24 protein-coding genes are annotated in these 25,923 nt (G+C 66.2%); 8 read left to right on the top strand and 16 right to left on the bottom strand.

What is annotated here, in order from left to right:
* Positions 1–87: 87 nt before the first annotated feature.
* The 5 genes from urtE to urtA all read right to left on the bottom strand — a co-directional run bounded on the left by urtE (position 88) and on the right by urtA (position 4,988).
* Complete coding sequence (urtE, locus tag C722_RS0108910; protein ID WP_017640177.1) at positions 88–777, bottom strand: urea ABC transporter ATP-binding subunit UrtE; 690 nt, start codon at positions 775–777, stop codon at positions 88–90.
* 50 nt (positions 778–827) lie between these two features.
* Positions 828–1,592, bottom strand: coding sequence for an urea ABC transporter ATP-binding protein UrtD (gene urtD / locus C722_RS0108905; RefSeq protein ID WP_017640176.1), 765 nt, complete (start codon positions 1,590–1,592; stop codon positions 828–830).
* Entirely contained in the window at positions 1,589–2,752 is a 1,164-nt protein-coding gene (urtC, locus tag C722_RS0108900; protein WP_017640175.1) for an urea ABC transporter permease subunit UrtC, read from the bottom strand. Before urtC ends, urtD begins: the two co-directional genes overlap by 4 nt.
* 10 nt (positions 2,753–2,762) lie before the next feature.
* Complete coding sequence (urtB, locus tag C722_RS0108895) at positions 2,763–3,680, bottom strand: urea ABC transporter permease subunit UrtB (protein ID WP_017640174.1); 918 nt, start codon at positions 3,678–3,680, stop codon at positions 2,763–2,765.
* 63 nt (positions 3,681–3,743) lie between these two features.
* Positions 3,744–4,988: an urea ABC transporter substrate-binding protein gene (gene urtA / locus C722_RS0108890; protein ID WP_037063515.1), complete on the bottom strand. Its 1,245-nt coding sequence runs from the start codon at positions 4,986–4,988 to the stop codon at positions 3,744–3,746.
* A 295-nt stretch (positions 4,989–5,283) separates the two neighbouring features.
* Between urtA and C722_RS0108885 the strand changes: the two genes are divergently transcribed.
* Entirely contained in the window at positions 5,284–8,679 is a 3,396-nt protein-coding gene (locus C722_RS0108885; RefSeq protein WP_017640172.1) for an ATP-binding protein, read from the top strand.
* Entirely contained in the window at positions 8,676–9,332 is a 657-nt protein-coding gene (locus tag C722_RS0108880) for a response regulator (protein ID WP_017640171.1), read from the top strand. Before C722_RS0108885 ends, C722_RS0108880 begins: the two co-directional genes overlap by 4 nt.
* 96 nt (positions 9,333–9,428) lie before the next feature.
* Here C722_RS0108880 and C722_RS0108875 read toward each other — a convergent pair whose 3' ends face one another.
* Positions 9,429–9,881, bottom strand: coding sequence for an Lrp/AsnC family transcriptional regulator (locus C722_RS0108875; protein ID WP_026083743.1), 453 nt, complete (start codon positions 9,879–9,881; stop codon positions 9,429–9,431).
* Between the two features lie 101 nt (positions 9,882–9,982).
* Between C722_RS0108875 and C722_RS0108870 the strand changes: the two genes are divergently transcribed.
* The 4 genes from C722_RS0108870 (at position 9,983) to C722_RS0108855 (ending at position 13,347) form a co-directional block, all read left to right on the top strand.
* The gene (locus C722_RS0108870) at positions 9,983–10,594 is read left to right on the top strand and encodes a LysE family translocator (protein ID WP_017640169.1); all 612 of its coding nucleotides are present in this window, start codon (positions 9,983–9,985) and stop codon (positions 10,592–10,594) included.
* Positions 10,595–10,816: 222 nt separating this feature from the next.
* Positions 10,817–12,142, top strand: a complete 1,326-nt coding sequence (locus C722_RS0108865; RefSeq protein WP_017640168.1) for a tetratricopeptide repeat protein — start codon at positions 10,817–10,819, stop codon at positions 12,140–12,142.
* A gap of 99 nt (positions 12,143–12,241) precedes the next feature.
* A complete protein-coding gene (locus C722_RS0108860) occupies positions 12,242–12,646 on the top strand; it encodes an antitoxin Xre-like helix-turn-helix domain-containing protein (protein WP_017640167.1) in 405 nt (134 codons plus the stop codon).
* The gene (locus C722_RS0108855; protein WP_017640166.1) at positions 12,640–13,347 is read left to right on the top strand and encodes an RES family NAD+ phosphorylase; all 708 of its coding nucleotides are present in this window, start codon (positions 12,640–12,642) and stop codon (positions 13,345–13,347) included. Before C722_RS0108860 ends, C722_RS0108855 begins: the two co-directional genes overlap by 7 nt.
* 15 nt (positions 13,348–13,362) lie before the next feature.
* On the opposite strand, the gene C722_RS0108850 is transcribed toward C722_RS0108855, so the two are convergent.
* Genes C722_RS0108850 through C722_RS0108835 form a run of 4 tightly spaced genes read right to left on the bottom strand, consistent with a single transcriptional unit; the run spans position 13,363 to position 17,701 of the window.
* Positions 13,363–14,730: a glutamine synthetase family protein gene (locus tag C722_RS0108850; protein WP_017640165.1), complete on the bottom strand. Its 1,368-nt coding sequence runs from the start codon at positions 14,728–14,730 to the stop codon at positions 13,363–13,365.
* The gene (locus tag C722_RS0108845; RefSeq protein ID WP_017640164.1) at positions 14,727–16,127 is read right to left on the bottom strand and encodes an aspartate aminotransferase family protein; all 1,401 of its coding nucleotides are present in this window, start codon (positions 16,125–16,127) and stop codon (positions 14,727–14,729) included. The genes C722_RS0108850 and C722_RS0108845 overlap by 4 nt, the downstream gene beginning before the upstream one ends.
* A 40-nt stretch (positions 16,128–16,167) precedes the next feature.
* Positions 16,168–16,923 carry an SDR family NAD(P)-dependent oxidoreductase gene (locus C722_RS0108840; protein ID WP_017640163.1) on the bottom strand — a complete coding sequence of 252 codons (756 nt, stop codon included), beginning with the start codon at positions 16,921–16,923 and terminating at the stop codon, positions 16,168–16,170.
* 1 nt (position 16,924) lies between these two features.
* Positions 16,925–17,701: an SDR family NAD(P)-dependent oxidoreductase gene (locus C722_RS0108835; protein WP_017640162.1), complete on the bottom strand. Its 777-nt coding sequence runs from the start codon at positions 17,699–17,701 to the stop codon at positions 16,925–16,927.
* 86 nt (positions 17,702–17,787) lie between these two features.
* On the opposite strand from C722_RS0108835, the gene C722_RS0108830 reads away from it, so the two are divergent.
* Complete coding sequence (locus tag C722_RS0108830; RefSeq protein WP_017640161.1) at positions 17,788–18,684, top strand: LysR family transcriptional regulator; 897 nt, start codon at positions 17,788–17,790, stop codon at positions 18,682–18,684.
* A gap of 124 nt (positions 18,685–18,808) precedes the next feature.
* Positions 18,809–19,576: an ATP-binding cassette domain-containing protein gene (locus C722_RS0108825; protein WP_017640160.1), complete on the top strand. Its 768-nt coding sequence runs from the start codon at positions 18,809–18,811 to the stop codon at positions 19,574–19,576.
* 180 nt (positions 19,577–19,756) lie between these two features.
* Here C722_RS0108825 and fhuF read toward each other — a convergent pair whose 3' ends face one another.
* The 6 genes from fhuF to C722_RS0108795 all read right to left on the bottom strand — a co-directional run bounded on the left by fhuF (position 19,757) and on the right by C722_RS0108795 (position 25,823).
* Complete coding sequence (fhuF, locus tag C722_RS0108820) at positions 19,757–20,497, bottom strand: siderophore-iron reductase FhuF (RefSeq protein ID WP_026083742.1); 741 nt, start codon at positions 20,495–20,497, stop codon at positions 19,757–19,759.
* 93 nt (positions 20,498–20,590) lie between these two features.
* Positions 20,591–21,589, bottom strand: coding sequence for a GNAT family N-acetyltransferase (locus C722_RS0108815; RefSeq protein ID WP_017640158.1), 999 nt, complete (start codon positions 21,587–21,589; stop codon positions 20,591–20,593).
* Positions 21,586–22,578 (bottom strand): TauD/TfdA family dioxygenase, encoded by a 993-nt coding sequence (locus C722_RS0108810; protein ID WP_017640157.1) that lies wholly within the window; start codon positions 22,576–22,578, stop codon positions 21,586–21,588. The genes C722_RS0108815 and C722_RS0108810 overlap by 4 nt, the downstream gene beginning before the upstream one ends.
* A gap of 14 nt (positions 22,579–22,592) precedes the next feature.
* Complete coding sequence (locus tag C722_RS0108805) at positions 22,593–22,796, bottom strand: MbtH family NRPS accessory protein (protein WP_017640156.1); 204 nt, start codon at positions 22,794–22,796, stop codon at positions 22,593–22,595.
* Positions 22,797–22,866: 70 nt separating this feature from the next.
* Entirely contained in the window at positions 22,867–23,802 is a 936-nt protein-coding gene (locus C722_RS0108800; protein WP_051226145.1) for an ABC transporter substrate-binding protein, read from the bottom strand.
* Entirely contained in the window at positions 23,799–25,823 is a 2,025-nt protein-coding gene (locus C722_RS0108795) for an iron ABC transporter permease (RefSeq protein WP_026083740.1), read from the bottom strand. The genes C722_RS0108800 and C722_RS0108795 overlap by 4 nt, the downstream gene beginning before the upstream one ends.
* Positions 25,824–25,923 lie beyond the last annotated feature (100 nt).

Raw genomic sequence — 25,923 nt, 5'->3', positions numbered from 1 at the left:
CCAGACAAGGCAAGGCTTGGACGGGATTACCAGGCAGCCGGAAGCGACCGCCGTGCTGCTGCAGGGCGGCCGCGCAGAGCGCCGGGATCAGACCGACAGATAGCGGCTGATGGTGGCCTCGTCGACTTTGTCGCGGGTTTCCTCGACCACGAAGCGGCCCTTCTCGATCACCAGAAAACGGTCGGCGATCTCGAGGGTGAAGGACAGCACCTGCTCTGACACCACGATGGTCAAGTCACGCAGGGCGCGGATCTCCTTCAGGGTGCGGGCGATGTCCTTGATGATCGAGGGCTGGATGCCCTCGGTCGGCTCGTCCAGCAGCAGCACCTTGGGATTGGTGGCCAGGGCGCGGGCGATGGCCAGTTGTTGCTGCTGGCCACCGGAGAGGTTGCCACCCTTGCGCTGGCGCATCTCATGCAGCACCGGGAACAGCGCATAGAGATCGTCCGGCACCTTGCCTCGCGCGGAGGCCGGTAGGCCGGTCTGGATGTTTTCCAGCACCGTCATGTGGGAAAAGATCATTCGCCCTTGCGGCACATAGGCGATGCCACGCTCGACGCGCTGGTGGGTCTCCAGCCGGGAGACGTCCTGGCCGTCCACCGCTACGTGGCCGCTCCAGGTCGGCAGAATACCCATCAGGCTGCGGAACAGGGTGCTCTTGCCCATGCCGTTGCGGCCCATGACGGCGACGATTTCCTTGTGCGCCACGTCCAGGCTGAGGTCGTGGAGGATGCGGCTCTGACCGTAGCCGGAGACGAGGTTCTGGATGGTGAACATGACCGGGTTCTCCCGTGATCGACTGCAGGAAAAGGGCTGGAGGCGAGGGCTCAGTGCCCCAGGTACACCTCGATAACCTTGGGATTGCTCTGCACCGCTTCCATGCTGCCTTCGGCCAGTACCTTGCCCTGGTGCAGCACCGTGACCTTGTGGGCGATGCTTTTGACGAATTCCATGTCGTGCTCGATGACCAGCACCGAGCGCCCCTGACTGATGCGGTTGAGCAGCTCGGCGGTCTGGGATCGCTCGGACACGCTCATGCCCGCCACCGGTTCGTCGAGCATCAGCAGCTCCGGGTCCTGCATCAGCAGCATGCCGATCTCCAGCCACTGCTTCTGGCCGTGGGAGAGCAGATCGGCCTGCTGGTGCAGCAGGTCGGCGAGAAAGATCTCCGCGGCCACCGCCTGCACCCGCGCGACCACCGCCGCACTGCGCTTGAAGAACAGCGCACCGAATACCTTGCGGCCTTCGGGATAGGACATCTCCAGGTTCTCGAACACCGTGAGATTCTCGTAGATCGAGGGGTTCTGGAACTTGCGGCCGACACCCGCGCGAACGATGTCGAATTCCTTCATCCGGGTCAGTTCACGACCGTTGAATTCGATGCTGCCGGCGGTGGCGCGGGTCTTGCCGCAAATCAGGTCCAGTACCGTGGTCTTGCCGGCGCCGTTGGGGCCGATCACCACGTGTACCTCGTTGCGGTCGACATAGAGATTGAGGTCGTTCACCGCCTTGAAGCCGTCGAAGGAGACGGTCAGGCCTTCGATGGCCAGTACCGGCTTGGCGAGCTGGAAACCGACGGGACTGGTAATCATGGCGTGGTCTCCAGGCGGGAGGCTTTGGTTGCCGTGTGCGGCGCTGACGAGGTGACGGGCGCGCTCGCCGGCTGGCGTCTCAGGCGTGCCACCAGGCGCTGCCCATGGCTCTTCCACAGACCGGCCAGGCCGTTGGGGAAATAGAGGACGACCACGATGAAGAGCCCGCCCATCAGGTACAGCCAGAGTTCGGGGAAGGATTCGGAGAAGTAGGTCTTGCCGAAATTCACCAGCAGCGCGCCGTACACGGCGCCCAACAGCGACAGCCGGCCGCCGACGGCGGCGAAGATGACCATCTCGATGGAGGGCACGATGCCGACGAAGGACGGCGACATGAAGCCCACCTGCAGGGCGAACATGGCCCCGCCCACCGCCGAGAAGGCCGCGGCCAGGCAGAACACGAAGATCTTGAAGCTGGCCACGTCGTAGCCGGAGAAGCGCACCCGCTCCTCCTTGTCACGCATGGCCACCAGCAGCCGGCCCAGCTTGGAGCTCAGGACGAAGCGGCCGACCAGGATGCAGCCGAACAGCAGCGCCGCGTTGACGAAGTAGAGGATCACCTTGGCGCTGTCCGAACGGATGTCCCAGCCCAGCAGCGTCTTCAGGTCGGTGATGCCATTGACCCCGCCGGTGAGGCCCTGCTGGCCGATGATGAGGATGGTCAGGATGGCGGCGATGGCCTGGGTCACTATGGAAAAGTACACGTCCCCTACCCGCCGCTTGAACATCGCCAGACCGATGATGAAGGCCAGCAGCACCGGAACCGTGATCACCGCCACCAGGGTGAAGCCGAAGCTGTGGAACGGCTGCCATAGCCAGGGCAGCTCGGTAATCTGGTTCCAGTCCATGAAGTCGGGAATGCCGGGGGTGGACTGGATCTTGGTGCTTTCCGGATCCGAGGCTTCGAGTTTGAGGAACATCGCCATGCAGTAGCCGCCGAGACCGAAGAAGATTCCCTGGCCGAGACTGAGGATGCCGCCATAGCCCCAGCAGAGCACCAGGCCGACCGCGACGAAGGCGTAGGTCAGGTACTTGCCGACCATGCTCAGGCGGAAGATGTCCAGGGTCAGCGGAAACACCAGCAGGATCAGCGCGGCCAATACCAGCAGGCCTAAGGTGCCCTGCCGGCCGCCGAGCAGGTTGTCGATTGCCTTGTTCATCGTGGACTCCCTACTTGCGGACTTTTGCCGAAAACAGCCCCTGGGGCCGCAGCATCAGGATGAGGATCACCGCCGACAGGGTCAGCACCTTGGCCATGGAACCAGAGAGGAAGAATTCCAGCAGCGACTGCGCCTGGGCGATCCCGAAGGCCGAGGCGATGGTGCCGAGCAGGCTGGCTGCGCCACCAAAGACCACCACCAGGAAGGTGTCGACGATATACAGCGAGCCCGAGGTCGGACCGATGGAGCCGATGGTGGTGAAGGCCGCGCCCGCCACCCCGGCCACGCCGCAGCCCAGGGCGAAGGTCAGGCGGTCTACGCGGCGGGTGTTGATACCCACGGCGCGAGCCATCACCCGGTTCTGCATGGTGGCGCGCACCTGCAGCCCCCAGCGCGAGCGGTACAGCATGAAGAACAGGGTCAGGGTCAGCAGCGCAGTCACGACCATGACGAACAGGCCGTTCTTGGGGATATCGATGCTGGCGGTCGGGCTCCAGGAGCCCATGATCCATTCCGGCAGTTCGGCACTGACCTCGCGGGCGCCGAATACCGAGCGAAACACCTGCTGCAGGATCAGCGACAGGCCCCAGGTGGCCAGCAGGGTGTCCAGCGGGCGCTGGTAGAGCCGGCTGATCATCGCCCACTCCACCAACCAGCCGATGGCGCCGGCGACGAAGAACGCCAGGATCAGGGCGAAAAAGAAGTAGTAGGGCTGCAAGGCCGGAAACAGGTGCAGGGTAAGCGAGGACATCACGTAGGTGGTGTAGGCCCCCACGGTGAGAAATTCGCCATGGGCCATGTTGATCACGCCCATCTGCCCAAAGATGATCGCCAGCCCCAGCGCCATCAGCAGCAACACGCAGAACACCGAAAGGCCGTTGAAACCCTGCATCACGGCGATCGCGCCGAAGTCGGATAAGCTTTCCATGGAGATCTTCCCGTGAAGGTGGACGGAGGCGTCCGTCAGGCGACGCCTCCGGTCAGGCAAGGCTTACTGGTAGCCTTTGGGGAAAGGATTGGGCTCGATCAGATCGGCGGATTCGTGGACCACCTTGAAGGTGCCGTCCGGTTGGATCTGGGCGATGCGCGAGCGGCTCCAAAGGTGATGGTTCTCGTGAACCTTCACGTAGCCTTCCGGTGCGGTCTTCAGCTCCAGGCCCGGAGACGCCGCGACCACCTTGTCGACATCGAAGCTGCCGGCCTTCTCCACCGCCATCTTCCACAACCAGGGACCGAGATAGGCCGCCTGGGTGACGTCGCCCACCACCGCACCCTTGCCGTACTTGGCCTTGAACGCCTCGACGAAGGCCTTGTTGTTGGGATTGTCCAGGGTCTGGAAGTACTTCATCGAGGAGTAGAAGCCGGCCATGTTCTCGCCACCGATGCCGAGCATCTCATCCTCGGTCACCGAGAGGGTCAGCAGAGTCTGCTTGGCCGAAGTGATGCCAGCCGCCTTGAGCTGCTTGTAGAAGGCCACGTTGGAGCCCCCGACGACCGCGGCAAAGACCACATCGGGCTTTTTCAGCTTGATCTTGTTGGTCAGGGAACCGAACTGGGTGCCGCCCAGCGGGTAGTACTCCTCCCCCACCACCTCGCCATGCAGCACGTTTTCAATGTGCTTGCGGGCGATCTTCATCGAGGTCCGCGGCCAGATGTAGTCCGAGCCCACCAGGTAGAACGTCTTGGCGCCCTTCTCCTTGGCCAGCCAGTCCAGCGCCGAGAGAATCTGCTGGGTGGCTTCCTGGCCGGTGTAGAAGACGTTCTTCGACTGCTCGAGGCCCTCGTAGAAGATCGGGTAGTAGAGCAGGCCGTTGTCCTTCTCGAAGATCGGCAGCACCGCCTTGCGCGAGGCCGAGGTCCAACAGCCGAACACCGCCGCGACCTTGTCGGCCTCCAGTAGCTTCTTGGCCTTTTCGGCGAAGGTCGGCCAGTCGGAGGCGCCGTCTTCCTGGATGATCTTGACCTGCCGCCCGAGCACCCCGCCCTGGGCATTGATCTGCTCGATCGCCAGCCGCTCGGCCTGGATGGCCCCGGTCTCGGAGATGGCCATGGTGCCGGTGGCGGAATGCAACTGGCCGACTGTCACGGTGGTATCGGTCACGGCCAGGCCGGTGGTATTGGCGGCGTCCGCCATCACGCCCTGGCTGAACACGCTGGCTGCCAACAGGGACAATGCCGCGGCGCCCAGTGCCAGGCGTCGCGGAAGACTGGATTTCACGCCCGCTGATCTGTGCATCTTGTCGCTCCTCTAGATGATGTGCAGGTCGCCCCCGGGGACCGGGACTGCGGCTTGCGCTGCGGAGCAAGGATGGGCCGGGACAGCAGGCGCGGAACATACGCAGGATGACGTAACGGCCTACGTCATCTGACGTACAGCCCGCTGCAACGCCCTGAGGCATGCTCTGTCTGTCGCGCGCCCGCGCGGGGCACGCCAGGCCGGGCAGACAGTGGCCACAGAGAGGCAGGAGGCCAAGACGGCCGAGGCATGGAACTTGCCTGAACACCGCCACGCAGACCCCAGGAGCCCTGCCGTGCAGCAGACCGGGACGCAACGCATCGCCAAGATCCGCAGGGACTACAACAGCTGGGTGGCCGACGAGACGCTGGAAGACTACGCCCTGCGCTACACGCCCCGGTCGTTTCGCAAGTGGTCGGAATTCCGCATCGCCAACACCGCCCTGGCCGCCGTGTCCTTTCTGGCCCTGGAAGCCATCGGTGGCGCCCTGGCGATCAGCTATGGCTTCACCAATACCCTCTGGGCCGTGCTGGCGGCGAGCCTGGTGATCTTTCTCACCGCCCTGCCGATCAGCTATTACGCGGCGCGCTACGGGGTGGACATGGACCTGCTGACCCGCGGCGCCGGCTTCGGCTACATCGGCTCGACCATCACCTCGCTGATCTACGCCAGCTTCACCTTCCTGTTCTTCGCGCTGGAAGCGGCGATCATGGCGCTGGCCCTGGAACTGTACTTCCGCATTCCGCTGGCCCTGGCCTATGTCATCTGTTCGATCATCGTCATCCCCCTGGTCACCTATGGCATCACCCTGATCAACCGCCTGCAGCTCTGGAGCCAGCCGCTCTGGCTGATCCTGCTGCTGTTGCCCTATGCCTTCGTCATCGCCAAGAATCCCGGGGCCCTGGCGGACTGGACCACCTTCGCCGGCCGCGAGGGCGAGGCCGGCGCCTTCAACCTGCTGTCCTTCAGCGCCGCCTGTACCGTGGCCCTGGCCTTGGTGACCCAGGTGGGCGAGCAGGTCGACTACCTGCGCTTTCTTCCGGAAAAGACCGCGCAGAATCGCCGGCGCTGGTGGGCGGCGCTGCTGATGGCCGGTCCCGGCTGGATAGTGCCCGGCGCCCTGAAGATGCTGGCCGGCGCCTTCCTGGCCTTTCTCGCCCTGCAGCACGAGATTCCCCTGGAGCGTGCCGCCGAACCTACCCAGATGTACCTGGTCGCCTTCGGCTACGTGTTCGCCTCGCCCGGCTGGGCCATGGGGGCCATGGTGCTGTTCGTCATCGTCAGCCAGGTCAAGATCAACCTGACCAATGCCTATGCCGGCTCCCTGGCCTGGTCCAACTTCTTCGCCCGGGTCACCCACAGCCACCCGGGAAGGGTGGTCTGGCTGGTGTTCAACGTGCTGATCGCCCTGATGCTGATGGAGCTGGGAGTGTTCGAGGCCATCCAGGAGGTGCTTGGGCTCTATGCCAACATCGCCATCGCCTGGATCGGCGCCGTGGTCGCCGACCTGGTGATCAACAAGCCTCTAGGGCTGTCACCCCGGCACATAGAGTTCAAGCGGGCGCACCTCTACGACATCAACCCGGTCGGCGTCGGTGCCATGCTGCTCGCCTCGCTGCTGTCCGGTCTGGCTCATGCGGGGCTGTTCGGCGCCCTGGCGCAAGCCGCCTCACCCTTGGTATCCCTGGTTTCCGCGCTGATCTGCGCGCCGCTGCTGGCCTGGCTCACCCAGGGCCGCTACTACATTGCCCGGACCAGCGTGCTGAAGTTGCTGCATCCCGCGCAGGTCCATCTGGAATGCGTGCTCTGCACCAATGCTTTCGAGCGCGAAGACATCGCCTTCTGCCCTGCTTACGGCGCGCCCATCTGCTCGCTCTGCTGCGCCCTGGATGCCCGCTGTGGCGATCTCTGCAAGCCCAGGGCGCGCCTCGCCGAGCAGGTCGACACCCTGCTGCGCTGGCTGCTGCCGAACACCTCGGTGCCGCGCCTGCATACCCGCCTGGCGCACTATCTGGGCGTGCTGCTGGTCATGGTCGGGCTGATGTTCTGCGCCCTGGCGCTGATCTACAGCCAGGTCTCCCAGGGGCTGCAGGTCGATGAGCGTCACCTGTTGTATCAGGGATTCTTCAAGGCCTTCATGGTGCTCACGCTGTTTGCCGGCGCCCTGGCCTGGTGGGTGGTGCTGACCCGCGAGAGCCGCCATGTGGCGCTGGAGGAATCGACCCGGCAGACCGCGCTGCTGATGCAGGAGATCGAGGCGCACCGCAGGACCGACGAAGCGCTGCAGCGGGCCAAGGAGGCTTCCGAAGCCGCCAACGCGGCCAAGAGCCGCTACGTTACGGGCTTGTCCCACGAGTTGCGCACGCCGCTGAACAGCATCCTCGGCTATACCCAGATCCTGCAGCGTGATCCGGCCAGCAGCGGCCATCAGCTGGATGCCCTGGCCACCATCTACCGCAATGGCTCGCACCTGCTCTCGCTGATCGACGGCCTGCTCGACGTGGCCCGGATCGAAGCGGGCAAGCTGCAGCTGGAACCCTCGGAGATTCCCTTTCCGGAGTTTCTCGAACAGCTGCAGCAGATGTTCACGCCCCAGGCCCAGGACAAGGGTCTGAGCTTTGCCCTCGAGGTCGGGGGACGCCTCCCCGCCGTGGTGCGCGGCGATGAAAAACGGGTGCGGCAGATCCTCATCAATCTGCTCGGCAATGCCGTGCGCTACACCGACCAGGGTGGCGTGATCCTGGCGGTCACCTATGCGCGGGAAACCGCTACCTTCGAGGTCATCGACAGCGGTCTGGGCATCGCCGCAGAGCAGCTGGAGCGGCTGTTCCAACCCTTCGAACGGGGTGATCCGCTGCGCCAGGACAACGGCCTGGGACTGGGTCTGACCATCACCCGCATGTTGGTGACGTTGATGGGCGGCGCCCTTGACGTGACCAGCACGCCCGGCCAGGGCACCCGCTTCGTGGTGCGCCTGTTCCTGTCCGAGGTACGGGTGCCCCAGGCGCTGGTCCACGTCGAACACAGCATCAGCGGCTATCAGGGCCCGCGACGCCGGGTGCTGCTGGTGGACGACCACCTGGATCACCGCCGGGTGCTGGCCGGCATGCTCGAACCTCTTGGCTTCGAACTGGCGGAGGCCGCCAATGGCCAGGACGCCATCCGCCAGGTTGCCCTCTGGCAGCCGGACCTCATCCTCATGGATCTTTCCATGCCGCTGCTGGACGGACTGGAGACCAGCGCGCTGATCCGCCGCAATGGCCTGTCCAGGGCGCCGATCATCGTCATTTCCGCCAATGCCTTCGCCGTTGATCGCGAACGCAGCACCGCGGCCGCCTGCGATGATTACCTGGCCAAACCGGTCCATACGCCGCAGCTGCTGGAAAAGATCAGGATGCACCTGAATCTGACCTGGCTGGAGCGGACCGCCGGACCGCCTGGCGCACGATCGATTTCGCTCCAACCGCCGAGCGCTGCCAGTCTGGAAGCGTTACAGGAGCTTGGGGCGCTGGGCTATGTGAAAGGCATCCACGCCTGCCTGGACCGCATCGAGCGCGAGGAGCCGGCCAGCGCCGCCTATGTCGATACCCTGCGCGCACTGGTGAAACGCTTTCAGCTCAACGACTTCAATCGCCGTCTCAAAGACGCGCTGCAGCCGGCCGACCTGCCCCTGGAAGGAGAGAATCCATGACCGCCGCCCTACCGCCCAGCGTGGTGCTGATCGTCGATGACACGCCAGACAACCTCGCCCTGCTCTCCGACGCCCTGGACGCCAGCGGCTACATGGTGCTGGTGGCCCTGGACGGCGCCAGCGCCCTGGAACGCATGCAGCGCCGCCGCCCGGACGTGGTGCTGCTGGACGCCATGATGCCCGGGCTGGATGGCTTCGAGACCTGCCGGCGGATCAAGGCCCAGGCCGAACTGGCCGACATCCCGGTGCTGTTCATGACCGCCCTGACCGAGAGCGAGCACGTGGTGGAGGCCTTCGCCGCGGGCGGCATCGACTACGTGACCAAGCCACTCAAGACCGATGAGGTCTTGGCACGAGTCGCCGCCCACCTGCGCACGGCGCGCGAACTCCAGGCGGCGCGCAGCCTGCCAGCGAGCCGCCCGCATGCCAGGACCGCGCTGGACCTGGCGCCGCTCAGCAGCCGCTACCAGCTGACCGGCCGCGAGGTCGAGGTGCTGCACTGGGTCGCCTGCGGCAAGACCAATCGCGACATCGGCGACATCCTCGGCCTCTCGCCCCGCACGGTGAACAAGCACCTGGAACACGTCTACGTGAAACTCGGGGTAGAAACGCGCACCGCGGCGGCGACCCTGGCCATCGCGACGTGCCGCTAAGCGTTCGGGCGCCGTCAAGCACCTCCCAGGGACCGCTGTCAGCTAATGCAGGAGCGGAGAATCACTGCCGCTACCTAACTGCAGGACGTTGCCAAGCTAGGCACGCTCGTCCTTGGCGGTATCCATGACGATGTAGCTGACCACCGAATGGACATGGGGCAGTACGCCGAGAACCTGGGTATGGAAGGTGCGATAGGCACTCATGTCGGCGACCTCTATGCGCAACAGATACTCGACCGCGCCGGTGACGGTGTGGCACTCGACCACATCCGCCGAATCGCTGATGGCCGCTTCGAAGGCATCCAGCACCGCGCGGGAGTGAGAGGACATGCCCACCGCAACGTAGACGACGAAGCCGATGCCCAGCAGCGATCGATCCACCACCGCTCGATAACCCTTGATGACACCGGAGCGCTCCAGCTCCTGTACGCGCCTGAGGCAAGCCGAGGGCGACAGTCCTACCCGTTCAGCCAGCTTGACGTTGGTCTGTCGAGCATCCCGTTCGAGCTCACGCAATATTCGGCGATCAAGACGATCTACTTTGATCATTAATTGCACTCCAGCCGTCCAGGAAGAAGTTTATGCAATCCTATATAGATATCAAAGCAATAAAATACGACCTAATTTTCTAAAGCCGCACTACCGTTGCCATGACCGATCTCGCCGTCCTGCTGCCCTTTCTGCTGTTTTGTTTCATCCTCACCGCGACTCCAGGTCCCAATAACGTCATGGTGCTCGCCAGCGGCGCCCAGGTGGGCGTGAGACGTACGCTGCCGCTAATTGTCGGGATCGCCATTGGGGTAGCGCTGCAGTTGGCGGTAGTGGGTCTTGGTCTAGGCGTAGTCTTTGCCGCCCTACCCGGCCTGCATCTGCTGCTGAGCATTCTGGGACTGGCTTATCTCCTGCTGCTGGCCTGGCGTATCGCTACCTGCGGACCTATTCGGCTCGACGCCGAGGCCACCACGCCGATGGGCCTGCTGGGCGGCGCGGCCTTCCAGTGGATCAATCCCAAGGCCTGGACGGTATCCATCAGCGCAGCGGCCACCTATATACCGGTGCAGCATCACCGCCTGGACGTGATGCTGGCCGCTACCCTGTTGGCGCTGGTGAGCCTTCCCTGTGTAGGGATCTGGGCGCTCGCCGGCAGCGTCCTGCGTAATGGGTTGGCCGATGAACGCCGCGCCCGCTGTTTCAATCTGGCCATGGCCGTCACGCTGCTGGTCGCCACCTTGCCGCCGCTCTATCAGCTTTTCACCCACTGACTAGGAAAACGGTTCTTCGCGGCTGTGGGAAGGTCGCCGGTGGCACACCCAAGCAACGCTCCTGGCGCAGACAGATCCGTTCCTGGCGATGAGCCGCACTCATGTCATCGTGAGCGACGGGCACTATTCAATATCCGGTCTGGCTGCTATCCATGATGCCCGACAGCGCTCCTGCGCCAGAGCCGCGGCCCTCTCCTCTCACCTAGATGATAGATACACACGATGTCCACGCCTTATACCGACCGCTACGACCTCCCCTTGTCGACCTTCTCTGCCCACGCCGCCGAGCGCTACCAGGCCGGTGTCGATCTGCTGCTGTCGCTCTGGCCGGGGGCGGCCGAGGCGCTGGACGAGGCCATCGCCGCCGATCCTGATTTCGCCCTGGCGCTTGCAGCGCGGGCGCGGCTGCAGCTGATCGACAACCAGGCCGGCGCCGCCCGGGAGGCCATCGCGCGGGCGCAGCGGCTGGTCGAGCGGCGCGGCACGGAGCGCGAGCGCCGCCATGTGCAGGTCCTGCAGCGGCTGATCGCCGGTGAATCCGCCCAGGCGCTGCAAGATGCGCTGGCGCATGCCGACCGCTGGCCGCGGGACATCCTGATCCTGGGCTTGCCCCTGGGTGCTTTCGGCCTGCTGGCATTTTCCGGGCGGGCCGATCACGATCAGGCACGGGTCGATCTCTGCGAGCGCCATGCCCGCCATTTCGCTGCGGATGACTGGTGGTTTCTGACCTACCGCGGCTGGTCCCTGGGCGAGAACGGCGAGGTGGTGCGGGGCCGTACGCTCACCGAGCGGGCGCTGGAGCTACGCCGCCACAACGTCAATGCAGCCCATGCCCTGACCCATGTCCTGCACGAATCCGGCGACAGCCCGGCCGCGCAGGCCCTGATCGCAGGCTGGCTGCCCGAGTACCCCCATCACGGTACCCTGCATGGCCATATCGCCTGGCACGGCGCCCTGGTGGCCCTCGAACAGGGCGACAGCCAGGGCGCGCTGGACCTCTATCAGCGCTTCGTAGCGCCAGCCGCGTCCACCGCCGGTCCGCTCAACCGGGTCAGCGACAACGCCTCCTTTCTCTGGCGCCTGGGGCTTTATGGCCACGAGGTGCCAGCCGACCTCTGGCAGGCTACTGCGGCCAGTGCGTCCGGGCTGTTCCAGCAACCGGGGCTGGCTTTCGCCGACGTCCATATGGCCCTGATCGCCGCGGCGACCGGGGATCGGCAGGCGCTGGAAGAACGCGTGGCCGGACTCGAAGCCCGCCTGTGCGACGGCACTCTTTCCGCCGGACCGGTCGTCCCCCTGCTCTGCCGCGCCTTGCTGGCCTTCGCCGACGAGGACTATGACGGCTGCGCACGGCTGCTGGAGCCGCTGCGCACGGATGTCGCCCGCATCGGTGGCAGTGGCGCCCAGCGCGAGGTCATCGAAGACACCCTGCTGGTCGCCCTGCTGCGCGGGGGCGACCACACCAAGGCAGGCGTACTGCTGGACGAGCGCCTGCACCGGCGGCCTTCGACCCGCGACCGGCACTGGCGGGCCAGCCTTGCATCCTGATCCGGGATGTTCACGGACTACCCGGTGATCAGTTTTACCTTATCTCTTTATCTGTAGACGCAATTTCATTATATTTGCATCTACAGATTGGAGAGTCCTATGTCCCAGGTCGTTGCCGTTGAACAGTTTTCGAAAAGCCAGAGCACGGCCGGCCTACGGGCAGCGCTCAACATTCTGGACAGATGGCAGGCCTCCAGTGAGCAGAGTTGCCGCATCTTGCGCATCTCGCGCAGCACCTACACCCGGGCCTTGCAGCGGGAAGGTAACTGGGCGGTGAGTCTGGATGCCGATCAGCTCCAGCGTGTCAGCCTGGTGCTGAACATGCATTCCGCGCTACGCCTGGTCTTCGACAACCCGGAAAACGTCTACGGCTTCGTCGCCATGGCCAATCACAATGAGTTCTTCAATGGCCGTTCGCCGCTGGAGATCATGGCCCAAGGTGACATGATCTCCCTCTATGAAACCTTCCGGCGTATCGACGTCCTGCGCGGTGCCGGATGGTGAAGCTGGAGGACCTGCCCCTGCTGGCCGATGAGCGTCTACAAGGGCATCGCCTGGTCAACTCCAAATTCCCGCCCATCCACCTGTTCGACGATGTTGCCAATGCCGAAGATTTCGCCGTGCTCCATCAGTTACAGGTGTTGACCAACCCGCGCCTACAAAACGAGCTGGGGCGTCTGGAGCTGATTCCCCGCGAACAGATTCCCTTCGGCATCTCGGGTTGCTCCTATGCGACAGCGCCCTTCACTCACGTCAATCCAGAGGGTTCGCGCTTCAGCGATGGCACCTTCGGCGTTCTCTATCTGGCCGACCATCCCGATACCGCCCTTGCCGAGGTTCGCTATCATCAGCAAGCGTACTGGTCGAAGGTGCCCGCGCTGAAATACGAGCGGTTCGTCTTCCGCAATCTTTCGGTGAGCTTCTCTGAAGAGGGCTTCCGCGATGCCCTGGTGCTGGCAGCGACCGATGCCCTCTACCACCCCGCAGACTACGGCGCGGCGCGTAGTCTTGGCGCCGCCGCCAAACGCGCCGGCTGCCCAGGCCTGCGCTATCGCTCGGTGCGGCGTCCCGGCAACCACTGCTGGGCATTGCTGACCCCAGGACGGATCAGTGCGGTGGTCCAGGCGGCGCCGGTTGAGATGATCTGGAACGGCGGCATCATCAGCGTCAATCGCCTCACCGCCGTGCCGGGCGAGCCGACCTGATCAGGTAGCGCCCCCTCAGGCGTGGGTCAGATACCACCGCCAGTCCTGCTCCCCCACCTCGGCCATGAATTGCCGGTATTCCGCGCGCTTGATGGCGAGGTAGACCTCGATGAACCGCTCCCCCAGCGTCTCCTTGATCCACGCAGAGCGCTCCAGCGCCTGCAGCGCGGTCAGCCAGTCGGTGGGCAGCAGGTCGGTAGCCTGCTCGTAGCCATTGCCGACGATGGCGGGTCCCGGGTCACGCTCGTCACGGATGCCTTCGTGGATGGCGGCGAGGATGGCCGCGGCGGCCAGATAGGGATTGGCATCGGCGCCGCAGATGCGGTGCTCGATATGGCGACTGCTGGCCGGACCGCCGGGCACGCGCAGGGACACGCTGCGGTTGTTGACCCCCCAGCTCTTGGCCAGCGGCGCGTAACTGTTGGCCTGGAAACGGCGGTAGGAGTTGGCGTTGGGACAGAAGATCGCCAGGGCATCCAGCATCCGGTGCTGCATGCCGCCGATGGAATGGCGCAGCAGCGGCGTGCCCTGCGGGTCCTCGCTGGCATAGAGGTTGTTGCCCTCGGCATCGGCCAGGCTGACGTGCAGGTGCAGGCCGCTGCCCGCCTGGTCGCCGAACGGCTTGGCCATGAAGCAGGCCTGCAGGCCGTGGCGGTTGGCCACGCCCTTGACCAGGCGCTTGTAGCGAATGCCTTCGTCGATGGCCTGGAGGGCATCGAAGCGGTGCAGCAGGGTCAGTTCGAGCTGGCCGGGGGCGTATTCGGAGATGGCCGTGCGCACCGGCAGGCCCTGCACCTCGCAGGCGGCGTAGAGGTCATCGAGAAAGGGCTGCAGCTGCTCCAGTTCGTAGACCCCATAGACCTGCGGCGAGCCGGGTCGCACGCCATTCATCTGCAGCGCCGGTTGCGGCCTGCCCTGGGCGTCACGGGTGCGGTCGAGCAGATAGAACTCCAGCTCCACCGCCATCACCGGCTGGAAGCCGTCGGCCTGCAGCCGCTCGATCACCCGCACCAGGGCATGCCGGGGATCGGCGGGGGTGGCCGGCAGCCCCTGGGTCGGGTGCATGCTCACCTGCACCTGGCCGGTCGGGGTGCTGCGCCAGGGTTGCAGGGTCAGACTGCCGGGCAGCGGATAGGTCCAGCAGTCGACATCGGCGACCTCCCAGACCAGGCCGGTGGCCTCGACGTCTTCGCCCTGCAGGGTCAGCGCCAGGATGGAGCTGGGCAGCGGCCGGCCCTCCTCGTAGATGGCCAGCAGTTCGTCACGGTGCAGCAGCTTGCCGCGCGGCACGCCATTGGCATCGATCAGCATGAGTTCGATGCTGCGCACCTCGGGGTGGGCGGCGAGGAAGTCGCGGGCTTCCTGGGCGTCGGCGAAGTTCATGGCTGGCACTCCCGGGCGCCGGGCAGCGCCAGGAGCTCGGCAAGGCCCTGGTCGAGGGTGGCCAGCAGGCGGTCGACGTCCGCCGCTGCGAGATCCGGGCAGCACAGGGTCATGTTGTGGAAGGGGGTGATGAGGATGCCCCGGTTGATCAGGTAGAGATGCAGCGCCTGCTGCAGGCTGTCGTGGAAGGCGGCTTCCGCCTCGGCGCCGGTGGTGGGCGGTGTGGCGCAGAACTGGAATTCGCAGCGGGCGCCCAGTTCGGTCACCGACCAGGCCAGGCCATGGCGGGCGATCACCTCGCGCAGGCCGGCGGCCAGTCGCGCCGCCAGCGGCAGCATCCGCGCATAGGCGGCCGGGGTCATGACCTCTTCCAGGCTGACGCGCAGGCAGCGCATGGCCAGGGCATTGGCCGACAGCGTGGTGCCCATGCCGCTGTGCCCATGGCCGTGGCTGGTCTCGCTGGCGTGCTGCTGCGCCAGGCGCATGGCCTGGGCCATCTCGTGGCTGCAGCCATAGGCCGAACAGGGGACGCCCCCGGCGATGGGTTTGCCGAAGGTGATGAAGTCCGGCTGCAGATTCCAGGCGCGGGTACAGCCGCCGGGGCCGGTGGACAGGGTATGGGTCTCGTCGATGATCAGCAGGGTGCCGTATTGCCGGGTCAGGGCGCGGACCTGGTCCATGAAGCCCGGAGCGGGCAGCACCATGCCGATGTTGGTCATGGCCGGTTCGCAGATCAGCGCAGCGACGTCGCCCTTCGCCAGGGCCGCCTCCAGCGCGGCCAGGTCGTTGAAGGGCACGGCCCGGCTGGTCTCGGCCAGGTTGTGCGCCTGGCCGATCAGGCCGCCGCGGTGCACGGTGCGCCCCTCCTGATGGCGCACCATGACATCGTCGACGGTACCGTGGTAGCAGCCGTCGAACACCAGCAGCATCTTGCGATTGGTGATGGCGCGCGCCCAGCGGATGACATAGCGGTTGGCGTCGGTGGCAGTGGTCGCCACCTGCCAGAACGGCAGGCCGAAGCGCTCGGCGAGCAGCTCCCCGGCGACCACGGCATCCTCGCCGGGCAGCATGGTGGTGAGTCCACGCGCGCCCTGCTCGGCCAGGGCCCGAGCGATGGGCGCCGGCGAATGGCCGAACATGCTGCCGGTGTCGCCCAGGCAGAAGTCGATGTACTCGTGGCCGTCGACGTCATGGAAGCGCGCACCCTGGGCATGGCTGACGAACAGCGCACTGGGCATCGACCAGTCGTTCATCCAGTGCATGGGCACGCCGCCGAACAGTGAGTGCCGGGCCCGCTCGGCCAGGGCGAGGGATTTAGGATTGCGCGCCAGGAAGCGCTCGCGTTCAGCCGCGACGAAGATCTGGACGGCGGCTTCGCTGATACCACTGGTGGTCATGTCGGACTCCTCTTGGGGTTGAGGGCGGCTCGGCCCGGGCTCAGTGCCCGGCCGAGACGCCGCAATCGATGGCCAGGTCGGCGCCGGTGATGGAGCGGGCGGCGGGTTGGCACAGGAAAAAGGCCAGTTCGGCGACTTCCTCGGGTTGGATGAAGCGCGCCTGCTCGCCTTGCGGATACTTCTCCAGCAATTCCTGCAGATAGGCGGCGGGATCGCCATTGCCGTAGCGCTCGGCCTGAAAGTTCAGCATGGGCGTCGCCACATCGCCGGGCGAGAGGCTGTTGCAGCGCACCCCGCTGGGCGCCAGGTCCAGTGCCAGGGCCTTGGTCATCAGGGTCACCGCGCCCTTGCTGGCGCAGTAGACGGCGGCGTTGCGGTTGCCCTGGCGACCGGCATCGCTGCTCAGGTTGACGATGGCGCCGCGAGTTTCCCGCAGCGCGGGTATGGCCGCGGCGCAGAGAAAGAAGCTGGCCTTGAGATTGACGTCCAGCACCAGGTCGAAGTCTTCCTCGCTGAAGGTTTCCGCCGGGCCTTCGCGCCAGACGCCGGCGCAATTGACCAGGGCGTCGAGTCGACCCAGGCGGTCCAGAACGCGGGCGACCACCTCCCGGCTCGCGCTCGCGTGGCGCAGGTCGGCGGCGTGCTGACCGGCAAGGCGGCCGTCGGCCTGTAGCGTCGCCAGGGCCGCGCCGTCGAGATCGGTGCCAAAGACCCGCCAGCCCGCCTGCAGGAAATGCTCGCGCACCGCCCCCCCGATGCCACCCAGTACCCCACTGACCAGTACGACCGGCTGCATGTCAGGCCCCCTTGTTTTCGATGCGGCTGTTGCCGCCGTCCACCACCAGGTACTCGCCGGTGATGTAGCTCGCCTCGGGCGAGGCCAGGAAGGCCACCGCCGCGGCGACCTCGGCAGGACGACCGGCGCGGCCCACGGGGACCCGGGTCGCGGCCTGCAATTCTTCCGGTAGGCTAGAGGCGGTCTCGATCCAGCCAGGGGCGACGGCGTTGACCGTGATGCCCTGCCCGGCCACCTCCAGCGCCAGGCTCATGTTCATGCCGACCATGGCCGCCTTGGCCGCGCTGTAGGCCGCCGCCTGCGGAATGCCCGCCCGGGTGCCGGTGGCGGAACTGACGTGGACGATGCGGCCATAGCCGCGCGCCTGCATGCCGGGCAATACGGCACGGGTCAGCAGGAAGGCCGTGGTCAGGTTGCGCGCCAGGGTCAGATTCCAGTCGGCCAGGGTCATCCGCGCCACCTCCACCAGGGGCTCGGGACTGCCCTGCATGGTCATGCCGGCGTTGTTGACCAGGATGTCGATGCGGCCCCAACGCGCCTCGGCCCACTGGCAGAAGTCGCCAACGGCGGCCTCCTCGGTGAGATCCAGGGCCTGACCTTCAGCGGTGAAGCCGGCGGCGCGCAATTCCGCCACCCGTTCGGCGATGCGCGCACTGCTGGCGGTGACGATCAGCCGTGCCCCCGCCGCGCCCAGGCGGCGGGCTATCGCCATGCCGATGCCGGCTTCGCTGCCGGCACCGCTGATCAGGGCCACCTGGCCCGCCATCGACTCGCTCATGTCGCTGTCTCCATCGTTGTCTGACTGGACTCTAAGCCTGTCTGGCTGATACAAAAAGACGATCGTTATCAGCGAAATTGACGACCATGGCCTTCACCAGCGAAACGCTTCGGGTCTTCCTCGCCGTGATCGACGAGGGCTCCTTTTCCGCAGCGGCCCGCGTCCTCGGGCGGGTGCCGTCAGCGGTGAACATGGCGATTTCCCAGCTGGAGGCCGAGCTGGACCTGGTGCTGTTCGATCGCGCCACCCGCAAGGCGCTACCGACGCCTGCGGCCCGTGCCCTCGAACCTCAGGCGCGGCAGGTGGCCAGCCAGCTCACTCTGCTCGACGCCCATGCCCTGCAGCTGCACGCAGGGCTGGAGCGGCGCTTCGTGCTGGTGATGGCGCCGGAGTTGCAGACGGGTGCCTGGAGTCGGCCGCTGGTGACCCTGGCCGAGGAATTTCCGGCGCTGGAAATCGAGATCCGCTCGGCGGCGCGCGCCGAGGCGATCCGCCTGCTGCACGAGGGCAGCGTCGACATGGCGCTGATCTTCGAGCGTCCGGGAATCAACGAGCAGGAAGGCTTCGCCGAGGCCGGCAGCCAGTTGCTCACGGCGGTGGCGGCACCTGGCTATCCTGCCTCCCGCCAGGATCGACCTCTGGGCGAAACGCTGATGGCCGATACCCGCCAGATCGTGGTGGCCGGCGGCGACCGCAACGCCTCGGATCCGCAAATCGTGCTGTCGCAACGGGTCTGGCTCACCGACAGCTATCTGGCGACGCTGGACCTGGTCCAGGCGGGGCTGGGCTGGGCCTATCTGCCCCATCCGCTGGTGCGTCCGCTGATCGCCTCCGGCCTGCTCGAACAGGTGCAATTCGACAACATGGCCAGCCAGATCCGTCGCTGGATCGACGTCATCTGGATCAAGAACCGCCCCCAGGGTCTGGGCGCGCGGCGCTATCTGCAGCTCTTGCGCGAGCAGATCGGCACCAAGCCGGCGTAGCGGCCTGGGCAAGGCTGCCTTCGCCTTGCCCAGGACTCCGCATTGGATTTGGCAGGTTTCCAGTTGCCCAGGTAGCATACGCGGAACGATTCTCATCTAAAGCTGCAGCTGTCCAGGAATAGCGATGTTCGACTTAAACCAAGCAAGCTTTTCGCTCAACGGTCGGGCCTTGCTGCATCCAGTATCTCTGCAACTGCCCCGCGGCCGGACCGTTGGCCTGATCGGCCACAATGGCTCGGGAAAGTCTACGCTGCTCAAGTTGCTGGCTCGTCAGCTCACGCCCTCCGGCGGCACCCTGACCCTGGATGGTGAGGACCTCACCGCCTGGAAGACCCAACGCTATGCCCAGCAGGTGGCCTATCTGCCGCAACAGTTGCCCGCCGCGGAGGGCATGAGCGTCCGGGAACTGGTCGGCATGGGCCGCTATCCCTGGCACGGAGCCCTTGGCCGCTATGGGCAAAAGGATCGCGATCACGTCGAACGGGCAATGCAGCTGACGGGGACCGATAGATTCGCCGAGCAACTGGTGGATACCCTATCGGGCGGTGAGCGACAGCGGGTGTGGCTGGCGATGTTGCTGGCGCAGGACACCCGCTACCTGCTGCTCGACGAGCCCACCTCGGCGCTCGATATCGCGTACCAGGTCGAGGTTCTGCAGCAGATCCAGACGCTGGGCCGGCAACTGGATCTCGGCATCATCCTGGTACTACACGAAATCAACATGGCGGCGCGCTATTGCGACCACTTGATCGCCCTGCGTGCGGGTCGGGTATTGGTGGAAGGCAGCCCCGCCGAGTTGATGAACGCGGCGACCTTGCAGGCCATCTATGGCATTCCCATGGATGTCCTGCCGCACCCCCATGATGGTACCCCGTTGGGCTTTCACTGCTAGGTCCTGTAAGAAAAGTGCCTACGCGCGCTGATGCTTCGTTGAAAGGCCTGGATCGCCAGGCCGATCGCAATGCTCGTTTACCGCTCTTAAACCCGAGCGCGGGGCCGAACGCTTCCTAGCCTTTTCGTGGGGCCGCCTAGGCCTCGCCTGATCTTCGCTCGGCGACTTTTCGTACCGAATCTAGGCAGCAGGCTGCGGGTCCTTGAGCAGCGGGCAATTGCTGCAAAGTTCTTCTTCCGGCAGGCGGTAGCGGATGCAGCACACCCGTCGCTGCCGCCATTGCCAGGACTTTTGCTCGGCGCTTCCCGCCAGGGGCAGTTCGACGTAGATCACCGGCTTGAACAGCGGATTGCGCGCGCCCTGGGCATCGGTCGGTTGTTCGAGCCAGTGCTCGAAGGGCGGTAGCGCGCCGGCCTGGGGTCGCGCCTTGCGCAATTCGCCAACAAACCATTCCAGGTAGTTGCCGGCATTGCTCCAGAGCACCTTGGGCGACACCCTGATCTGCGCACAGGCGCCATCGATGAAGGGGCGCAGATTCTCCAGCACCAGCGGCTGGAGGACATCCGGGTGGTCCACGGCAAAGGCCTCGCCCGCGTGGGGCAGGACGAAGGCTTCCGGCACCCGGTCCTCGTTCAACACCAGTCCCAGCTGGTCCACCGCCAGGGGCAGCCGCCAGCGCAGCAATAGCGCCGCCGCCACGACCGGGGGAATCAGCCGGGAAAAGTAGTACTTGGACCAGACCGAGAGCAGCGCCCGCCGATCCAGCTCCGGAGCCCCGCCGTAGCTGTCCAGCAGGTCCGGCAACCCTTCTTCGAGCAAGAAGCTCAGCGGGACCACCGACTCTCCTGCCGTAGGTAGCCGCAGTACCGGGGCGAACGCCTGGAGAGGACCGGTGAACAGAGGGGCCAGAACAGGAATCATCGGGTGCGCGATCCGACAGCGAGGAGATCAGGATTCATCCGCTTACCTTAGGCCGCTGCCCGGTCACGGCCAAGCTCTCCGGCGCCAGCCCCCTCATGCCAGCACGCAATGGTCGAAGAAGCGCTCGCGCTCGAGCAGCATGAGCGCCGCGCGCTTGTGGGGAAAGTCGAACTCTTTCTGCCGATAGAAACCCTGGCGTTGCAGATGGCCGATCATCCGCTCGTTATCGGCACGGGGCTCGCAGACGATGCGCCGGGTGCGCGGTTCGTCCAGCAGCAGGTAATGCACCAGCGCCGGCAGCCAGCAGGCCACTCGCTGGGGGCCGCGCAGACTGTCCTCTCCCACCAGCATGTGGATGCCACGATCGTAGTCATCCACGGCGTAGAACGGCGCGATGCGGTCTTCGGCCGCCCAGTAGGCTTCGAAGTAGGCGAAGGGCTGATCGTCCAGGCTGCCGACCAGGGTCAGTACATGGGGATCGGCGGCCTGGCGTTGCAGATAGGCTCGGTGTTGCTTGAGGCTGCCCTCCTCCTGCCAGAAGGCCGCCACGCGCGGCTGATTCTGCCAGCGATGAAACAGCGGCAGGTCATCCTCCACCGCCAGGGCGCGCAGGACGATCCAGGCGCCCAGCCGATGGTCGTAGCGGCGATAGACCTCTCCCGTCGGCTTGGGTGGGCGGCTGGGGTGACGGCGCTGGCCGGTGAGCTGGGCCAAGGCTGGATAGCCCGCGCTGCCCGGCTGGCGCAACCAGGGCTGCGGCCGCTGCCAGAATTGGGCGCGCCAGGTCCGCCAGCCGCCCTCGGCGTCCTGGGTCAGCAGTCCCTGGCGCACGGCCTCGGGCAGCGCCGGCAGTCCCTCCCAGAGCAGTGCCGGCGCCTCGGGCGCGCGCAGCAGCAAGCCCAGGGCGAGCACCGCCAGGCGCTCGCCCGTCAGCTCGGCACTGCCTCCTGTGACAAGGACTTTTAGGCCTTCCGGCACTGGCTGTTCGCGGCAACGTAGCCAGAGTTCGTCACCGACCCGCCACAGGCTGTCACCGTCGAGGCTTTCGTGCACCAGGCGCAAGCCGCCCGGCAGTTGCAGGAGCGACGTCATAGCGGGATCTCGCGGGGCTGGGGGTCTTCATGACGGCCTTCGGTCATGGCCACCACCACCTTGCGCGGGCCCTTGAATGGGGCGCGCCCATGGGCGGTGAGCATGTTGTCGAGCAAGAGGATGTCGCCGGTGCGCCAGGGGAAGAGAATGCGACACTCATTCAGCACTCCGCGAATCTCGTCCAGGGCGCTGTCTTCCAGCGGCGCGCCGTCGCCATAGAAGACATTGCGCGGCAGGTCTTCCTCGCCGACGGTATCGAGCAGCACCTCACGCATCTCCGGCTCCAGCGCCGAGACATGGAACAGATGTGCCTGGTTGAACCAGACCCAGTCGCCGGTACGCGGATGCCGGGCGACCCCTTGGCACAGCTGGCGGGTGCGCAATTCGCCGTCCGCCTTCCACTCGCAGGCGATACCACGGGCGGCGCAGAAGCGCTCCACGGTGGCTCGGTCATCGGTGTCGAACACCTGCTGCCAGGCCACGTCCAGGCCATTGCCATAGTTGCGCACGTAGCTCAGTCGGCGTTCGGCGAAGCGTCGGCGCAGGGCCGGATCGATGCGCGCGAACACCTGGCGGCTATCGGCGATGGGCGTCTCACCGCCCTCTTCCGCGGCCTGGGCACAATAGAACCAGATGCGCATGGGCCAGTCGCAGGTGTAGGCCTGCTCGTTGTGCAGCGGTATCCACTGGCGCGCCGGATATTCGGTCGAGGTATAGACGCCGTCGGCGGTCACCCGGCTCCGCGGGGTGGAGCCGAATTCGTAGTTCAGCAGCGGATGGCCGAAGCCGCTGGCGAAGGCCTGGAAGCCGGCGACGCCCGGGTCGGCGAAGCCATGCAGGAGCATACCGCCGGCCGTTTCCAGATGTTGGTCCACCAGGGCATGTAATGCGCTGGAAACATCGCCCAGCCCGCAACCCGGCGCGCGCGGGGACAGACGGAGCGGCAGGCCGGATTCCAGTTCCAGGAGATCCGCAGGTAGCGTCGTCATGGTGGACCTCCGGTCTAGTGGGTCATGGCCTGGCGCAGACTCAAGGGACGCATGTCGGTCCAGACCTGCTCGATATGGGCCAGGCAGGTGGCCTTGTCGCCACTGACGCCGATGGCGGTCCAACCAGCCGGCAGGGCCTTGTAGTCCGGCCAGATCGAATACTGCTCTTCGGCATTGATGACGACCTGGAACTGGGTGGTGTCGCTGTCGAAACTCATCGCTATCCTCCTGCAAGACAACCGCCTCGTGCGGCTTTCCTCTTAAAGGACGAACGAGGGGCACGACTGTTCAGCGCCCGTTCGGTGGCGGCGGCACGCCACGCAGTGCGGTGGCGATCTGGTGCGCCAGCATCGTCACGCTGGCCGGACCGCCAAAGGTCCAGTACGGACTGGGCAGGCTGGCATGGCGGCCGCTGCGCGCCAGCGGCATGGCCTGCCAGAGCGACGAGCGAAAGAAGGGATGCCCGGTCTGCTCACCGACGAACAGGGCCGTGAGGTCTGGTATCGCGGCGATCTCCTGGACGTCGTGGTAGCGGTGCAACACCCGGTCGGAGACCAGTGGCCAGGGGTCTTGGCCACCTAGACGCCGGACCAGGGCATTGATCAGCACGCGTCGGTTAAGGGTGATGAACACCCCCTGCTGCGGCAAGGGGAAAAGTACGGCAAACGGTTGACCGACGATACCCGCGGCCTGGGCCGCGACCTGGGTGTCGGCCAAAGCGCGGTCAGCCTGGATATTCACCGCTGTAGCCTCCGCTGTCCGGCCGACCCGCCTACCGAGATCGCTGAGCAAGGCGCTGGCGCGCGCCACGGCGTCATCGTCCGCCGTGTCCATTCCGTAGCGGTAGAGCAGCGTCGGGCCCAGGCTCTCCAGTCGACGGAACAGTCCCAGGTGGAGATAGCCGGAGCCGAGGATCAAATCCGGCCGTAGCCGGGCGATGGCTTCGAGGTCGGGTTGCTGAATGCTGCCGAGAGGCTGGCTGTCCTTGAGCAGGTCGGCGCCGAGGCCGACATAGCGCCGATAGCCGGCCAGATTGGCCACCCCCACCGGCGCCAGCCCCAGGGAGGTCACCAATTCAGTGGCGACATCGTCGAGGGTGATGATGCGCAGCGGGCGTTCGGGCAGCTGTGCCGACTGGCGGGCGATCAGGTCATCAGCCGCCCAGGCCGCGCGGGTGGCGATCCAGAGCAACACCAGCAGGATACGCAGCAGCTGCGTGCTCATCGGCGCACCTTTCTGTAGCTACTGGCCAGCAGTAGCAGAAAGGCCGGCGCACCCAGGGCCGCGGTAGCAATGCCGAGGGGAATGTCCAGCGGCGCCAGGCTCCAGCGCGCCAGCAAATCGGCCACTACCAGCAGGCAGGCACCCAGCAGCGGCGCCACCACCAGACGCTGGCGCGCCCGGTGCAAACCGAGCAGGCGCACACCATGGGGCACCAGCAGCCCAACGAAGGCCACCGGACCGACCACGGCCACGGCCGCCGCGATCAGCACACTGGCCAGGGCCACCAGCAACAGCCGGCGACTGGCCACGGAGAGTCCCAGTCCAGCGGCCACGCCCTCGTCCAGCGCCAGCAGATCCAACCAGCGCGCGGTCAGGCCGGCGGCGCCCAGCCCGAGCAGCAGCCAGGGCAGCAGCGCCTGGACATCGTCCCAGGTTCGACCGTAGCTGCTACCCACCATCCAGGTCAGCGCCTGGGCCACGTTGCTCGCATACTGGGCGATCAGCACGCTGGACAGCGCCAGCACCAGGCCACTGATGGCAAAGCCGGTCAATACCAGGCGCAAGGGCTCCAGCCCGCGCCGCAGGTTGGCGCCTATCACCCAGGCCAGGGCAAGACCAGCCCCTAGCCAGGCCAGGGGGAAGCGCCATTCGGCCACCAGGTCCGGGACCAGGACGATGGCGCCCAGCACCGCCAAGCCTGCGCTCTGGCTGACCCCGAGGATTTCCGGCCCGGCCAGGGGATTACGCGTCACCGCCTGCAGCAGCAATCCGCTGGTGGCGAGCAACGCGCCTGCCCCGGCATCCACCAGCAGTCTCGGCAAGCGCAGATCCAGCAGTAGCCGGGCCTCGGGCGCACCGGCGAGCAGCGCCTGCAGGAACGCCCAGGCACCCGGACCGACACCGCCGCAGAGACCGGCCGCTACCAGCCCCAGCAACAGCACCAGCAGGCTGCTGGCGAGCGGCAAGACCGCCCCTCGCCGAGCGCCGGTCTCGCTGGCCAACAATCCGACGGCGGCACGCGGGCCAGCGTCGAGGCGCCCCAGGAGCAGCAACAGGCAGAGCGAGCCCAGCAGGGCCGAGAGGACACCCAGCGGCAGGGTGATCCAGCCGGCCAGCAGCCGGACCAGCCCATCGGCGGCCAGGGTCAGCACGGCGCCCCAGAGACCGGAGAGCGCGACCAGGTGGGAGGGACGGCTCACGCCCAGGCCGAGGCGTAGCAGATTAGGCGCGATCAGGCCGATGAAGCCCAAGGGACCGGCCAACTGGATGGCCAGCGCGGTCAGGGCGCTGGCCAGCAGCAGGCTGGCGGCCTTGATCCCGGCCGGTGGCAGGCCCAGGCCGCGCATCTGGCCATCCCCCAGCCGCGACAGATCCAGCGGCCGCCGCAGTAGCCATATCAGCAGTAAGGCCAGCGGGACCAGGGGCGCGGTGAACGCCAGGTGACCCCAGCCCAACTGCCGCAACGAGCCGGTATTCCACAGCGAAAGGACCATGGCGGCCCGGTCGTTGAGACTGAGAAAGAGAGTGATGGCCGCGGCGGCGGCCTGGGCGATGGCCACGCCGGCCAGGGTCAGGCGCAAGGGCGTGGTGTGCCAGCCACCGGCCATGGCGAAGGTGAACAGGGCCGCCAACAGGCCACCGAGAAACACCAGCGGCAACCCGAGAAAGGCCGGCAGCAGCAGACTCAGGATGAGCCCGACCTGGGCGCCGGCGGTGATGCCGAGCAAATCGGGAGACGCCAGGGGATTACGGGTGACCACCTGCATGAGCGCTCCGGCGATGCCCAGGCTCGCCCCCACCACCAGACCCGCCACGGCGCGCGGCAGTTGCAGCCACCAGAGCGCCAGCCCTGGCCAGGAGGGCGTGCTCGACCAGGGTGCGGCCCAGGCTTGCGCACTGGGCCAGCCGGTGGCGAACAGCGCCTGCCAGAGGAACAGGCCGAGCAGCAACAGACTGCCCAGACCAAGGGAAAGAGACCAAGCGGGCGACCGCGAGACGGCGCCCCTGGGGGACTGCGACATGGAGACTTCGCTTATGCAACGCGGGCGAAGCCTGCTGGCTTCGCCCGTGACTGGAGAGCATTGCCCACGCCAGCGGCGTGGGACTCGACCTTAGAACCTG

Origin of the sequence: Pseudomonas sp. 313 (genome assembly GCF_000316965.1) — a bacterium.
Classification (GTDB): Bacteria; Pseudomonadota; Gammaproteobacteria; order Pseudomonadales; family Pseudomonadaceae; genus Chryseomonas; species Chryseomonas benzopyrenica.
The sequence above is the reverse complement of the archived record's forward strand: the minus strand, read 5'-3'. Positions and strand labels throughout refer to the sequence as shown.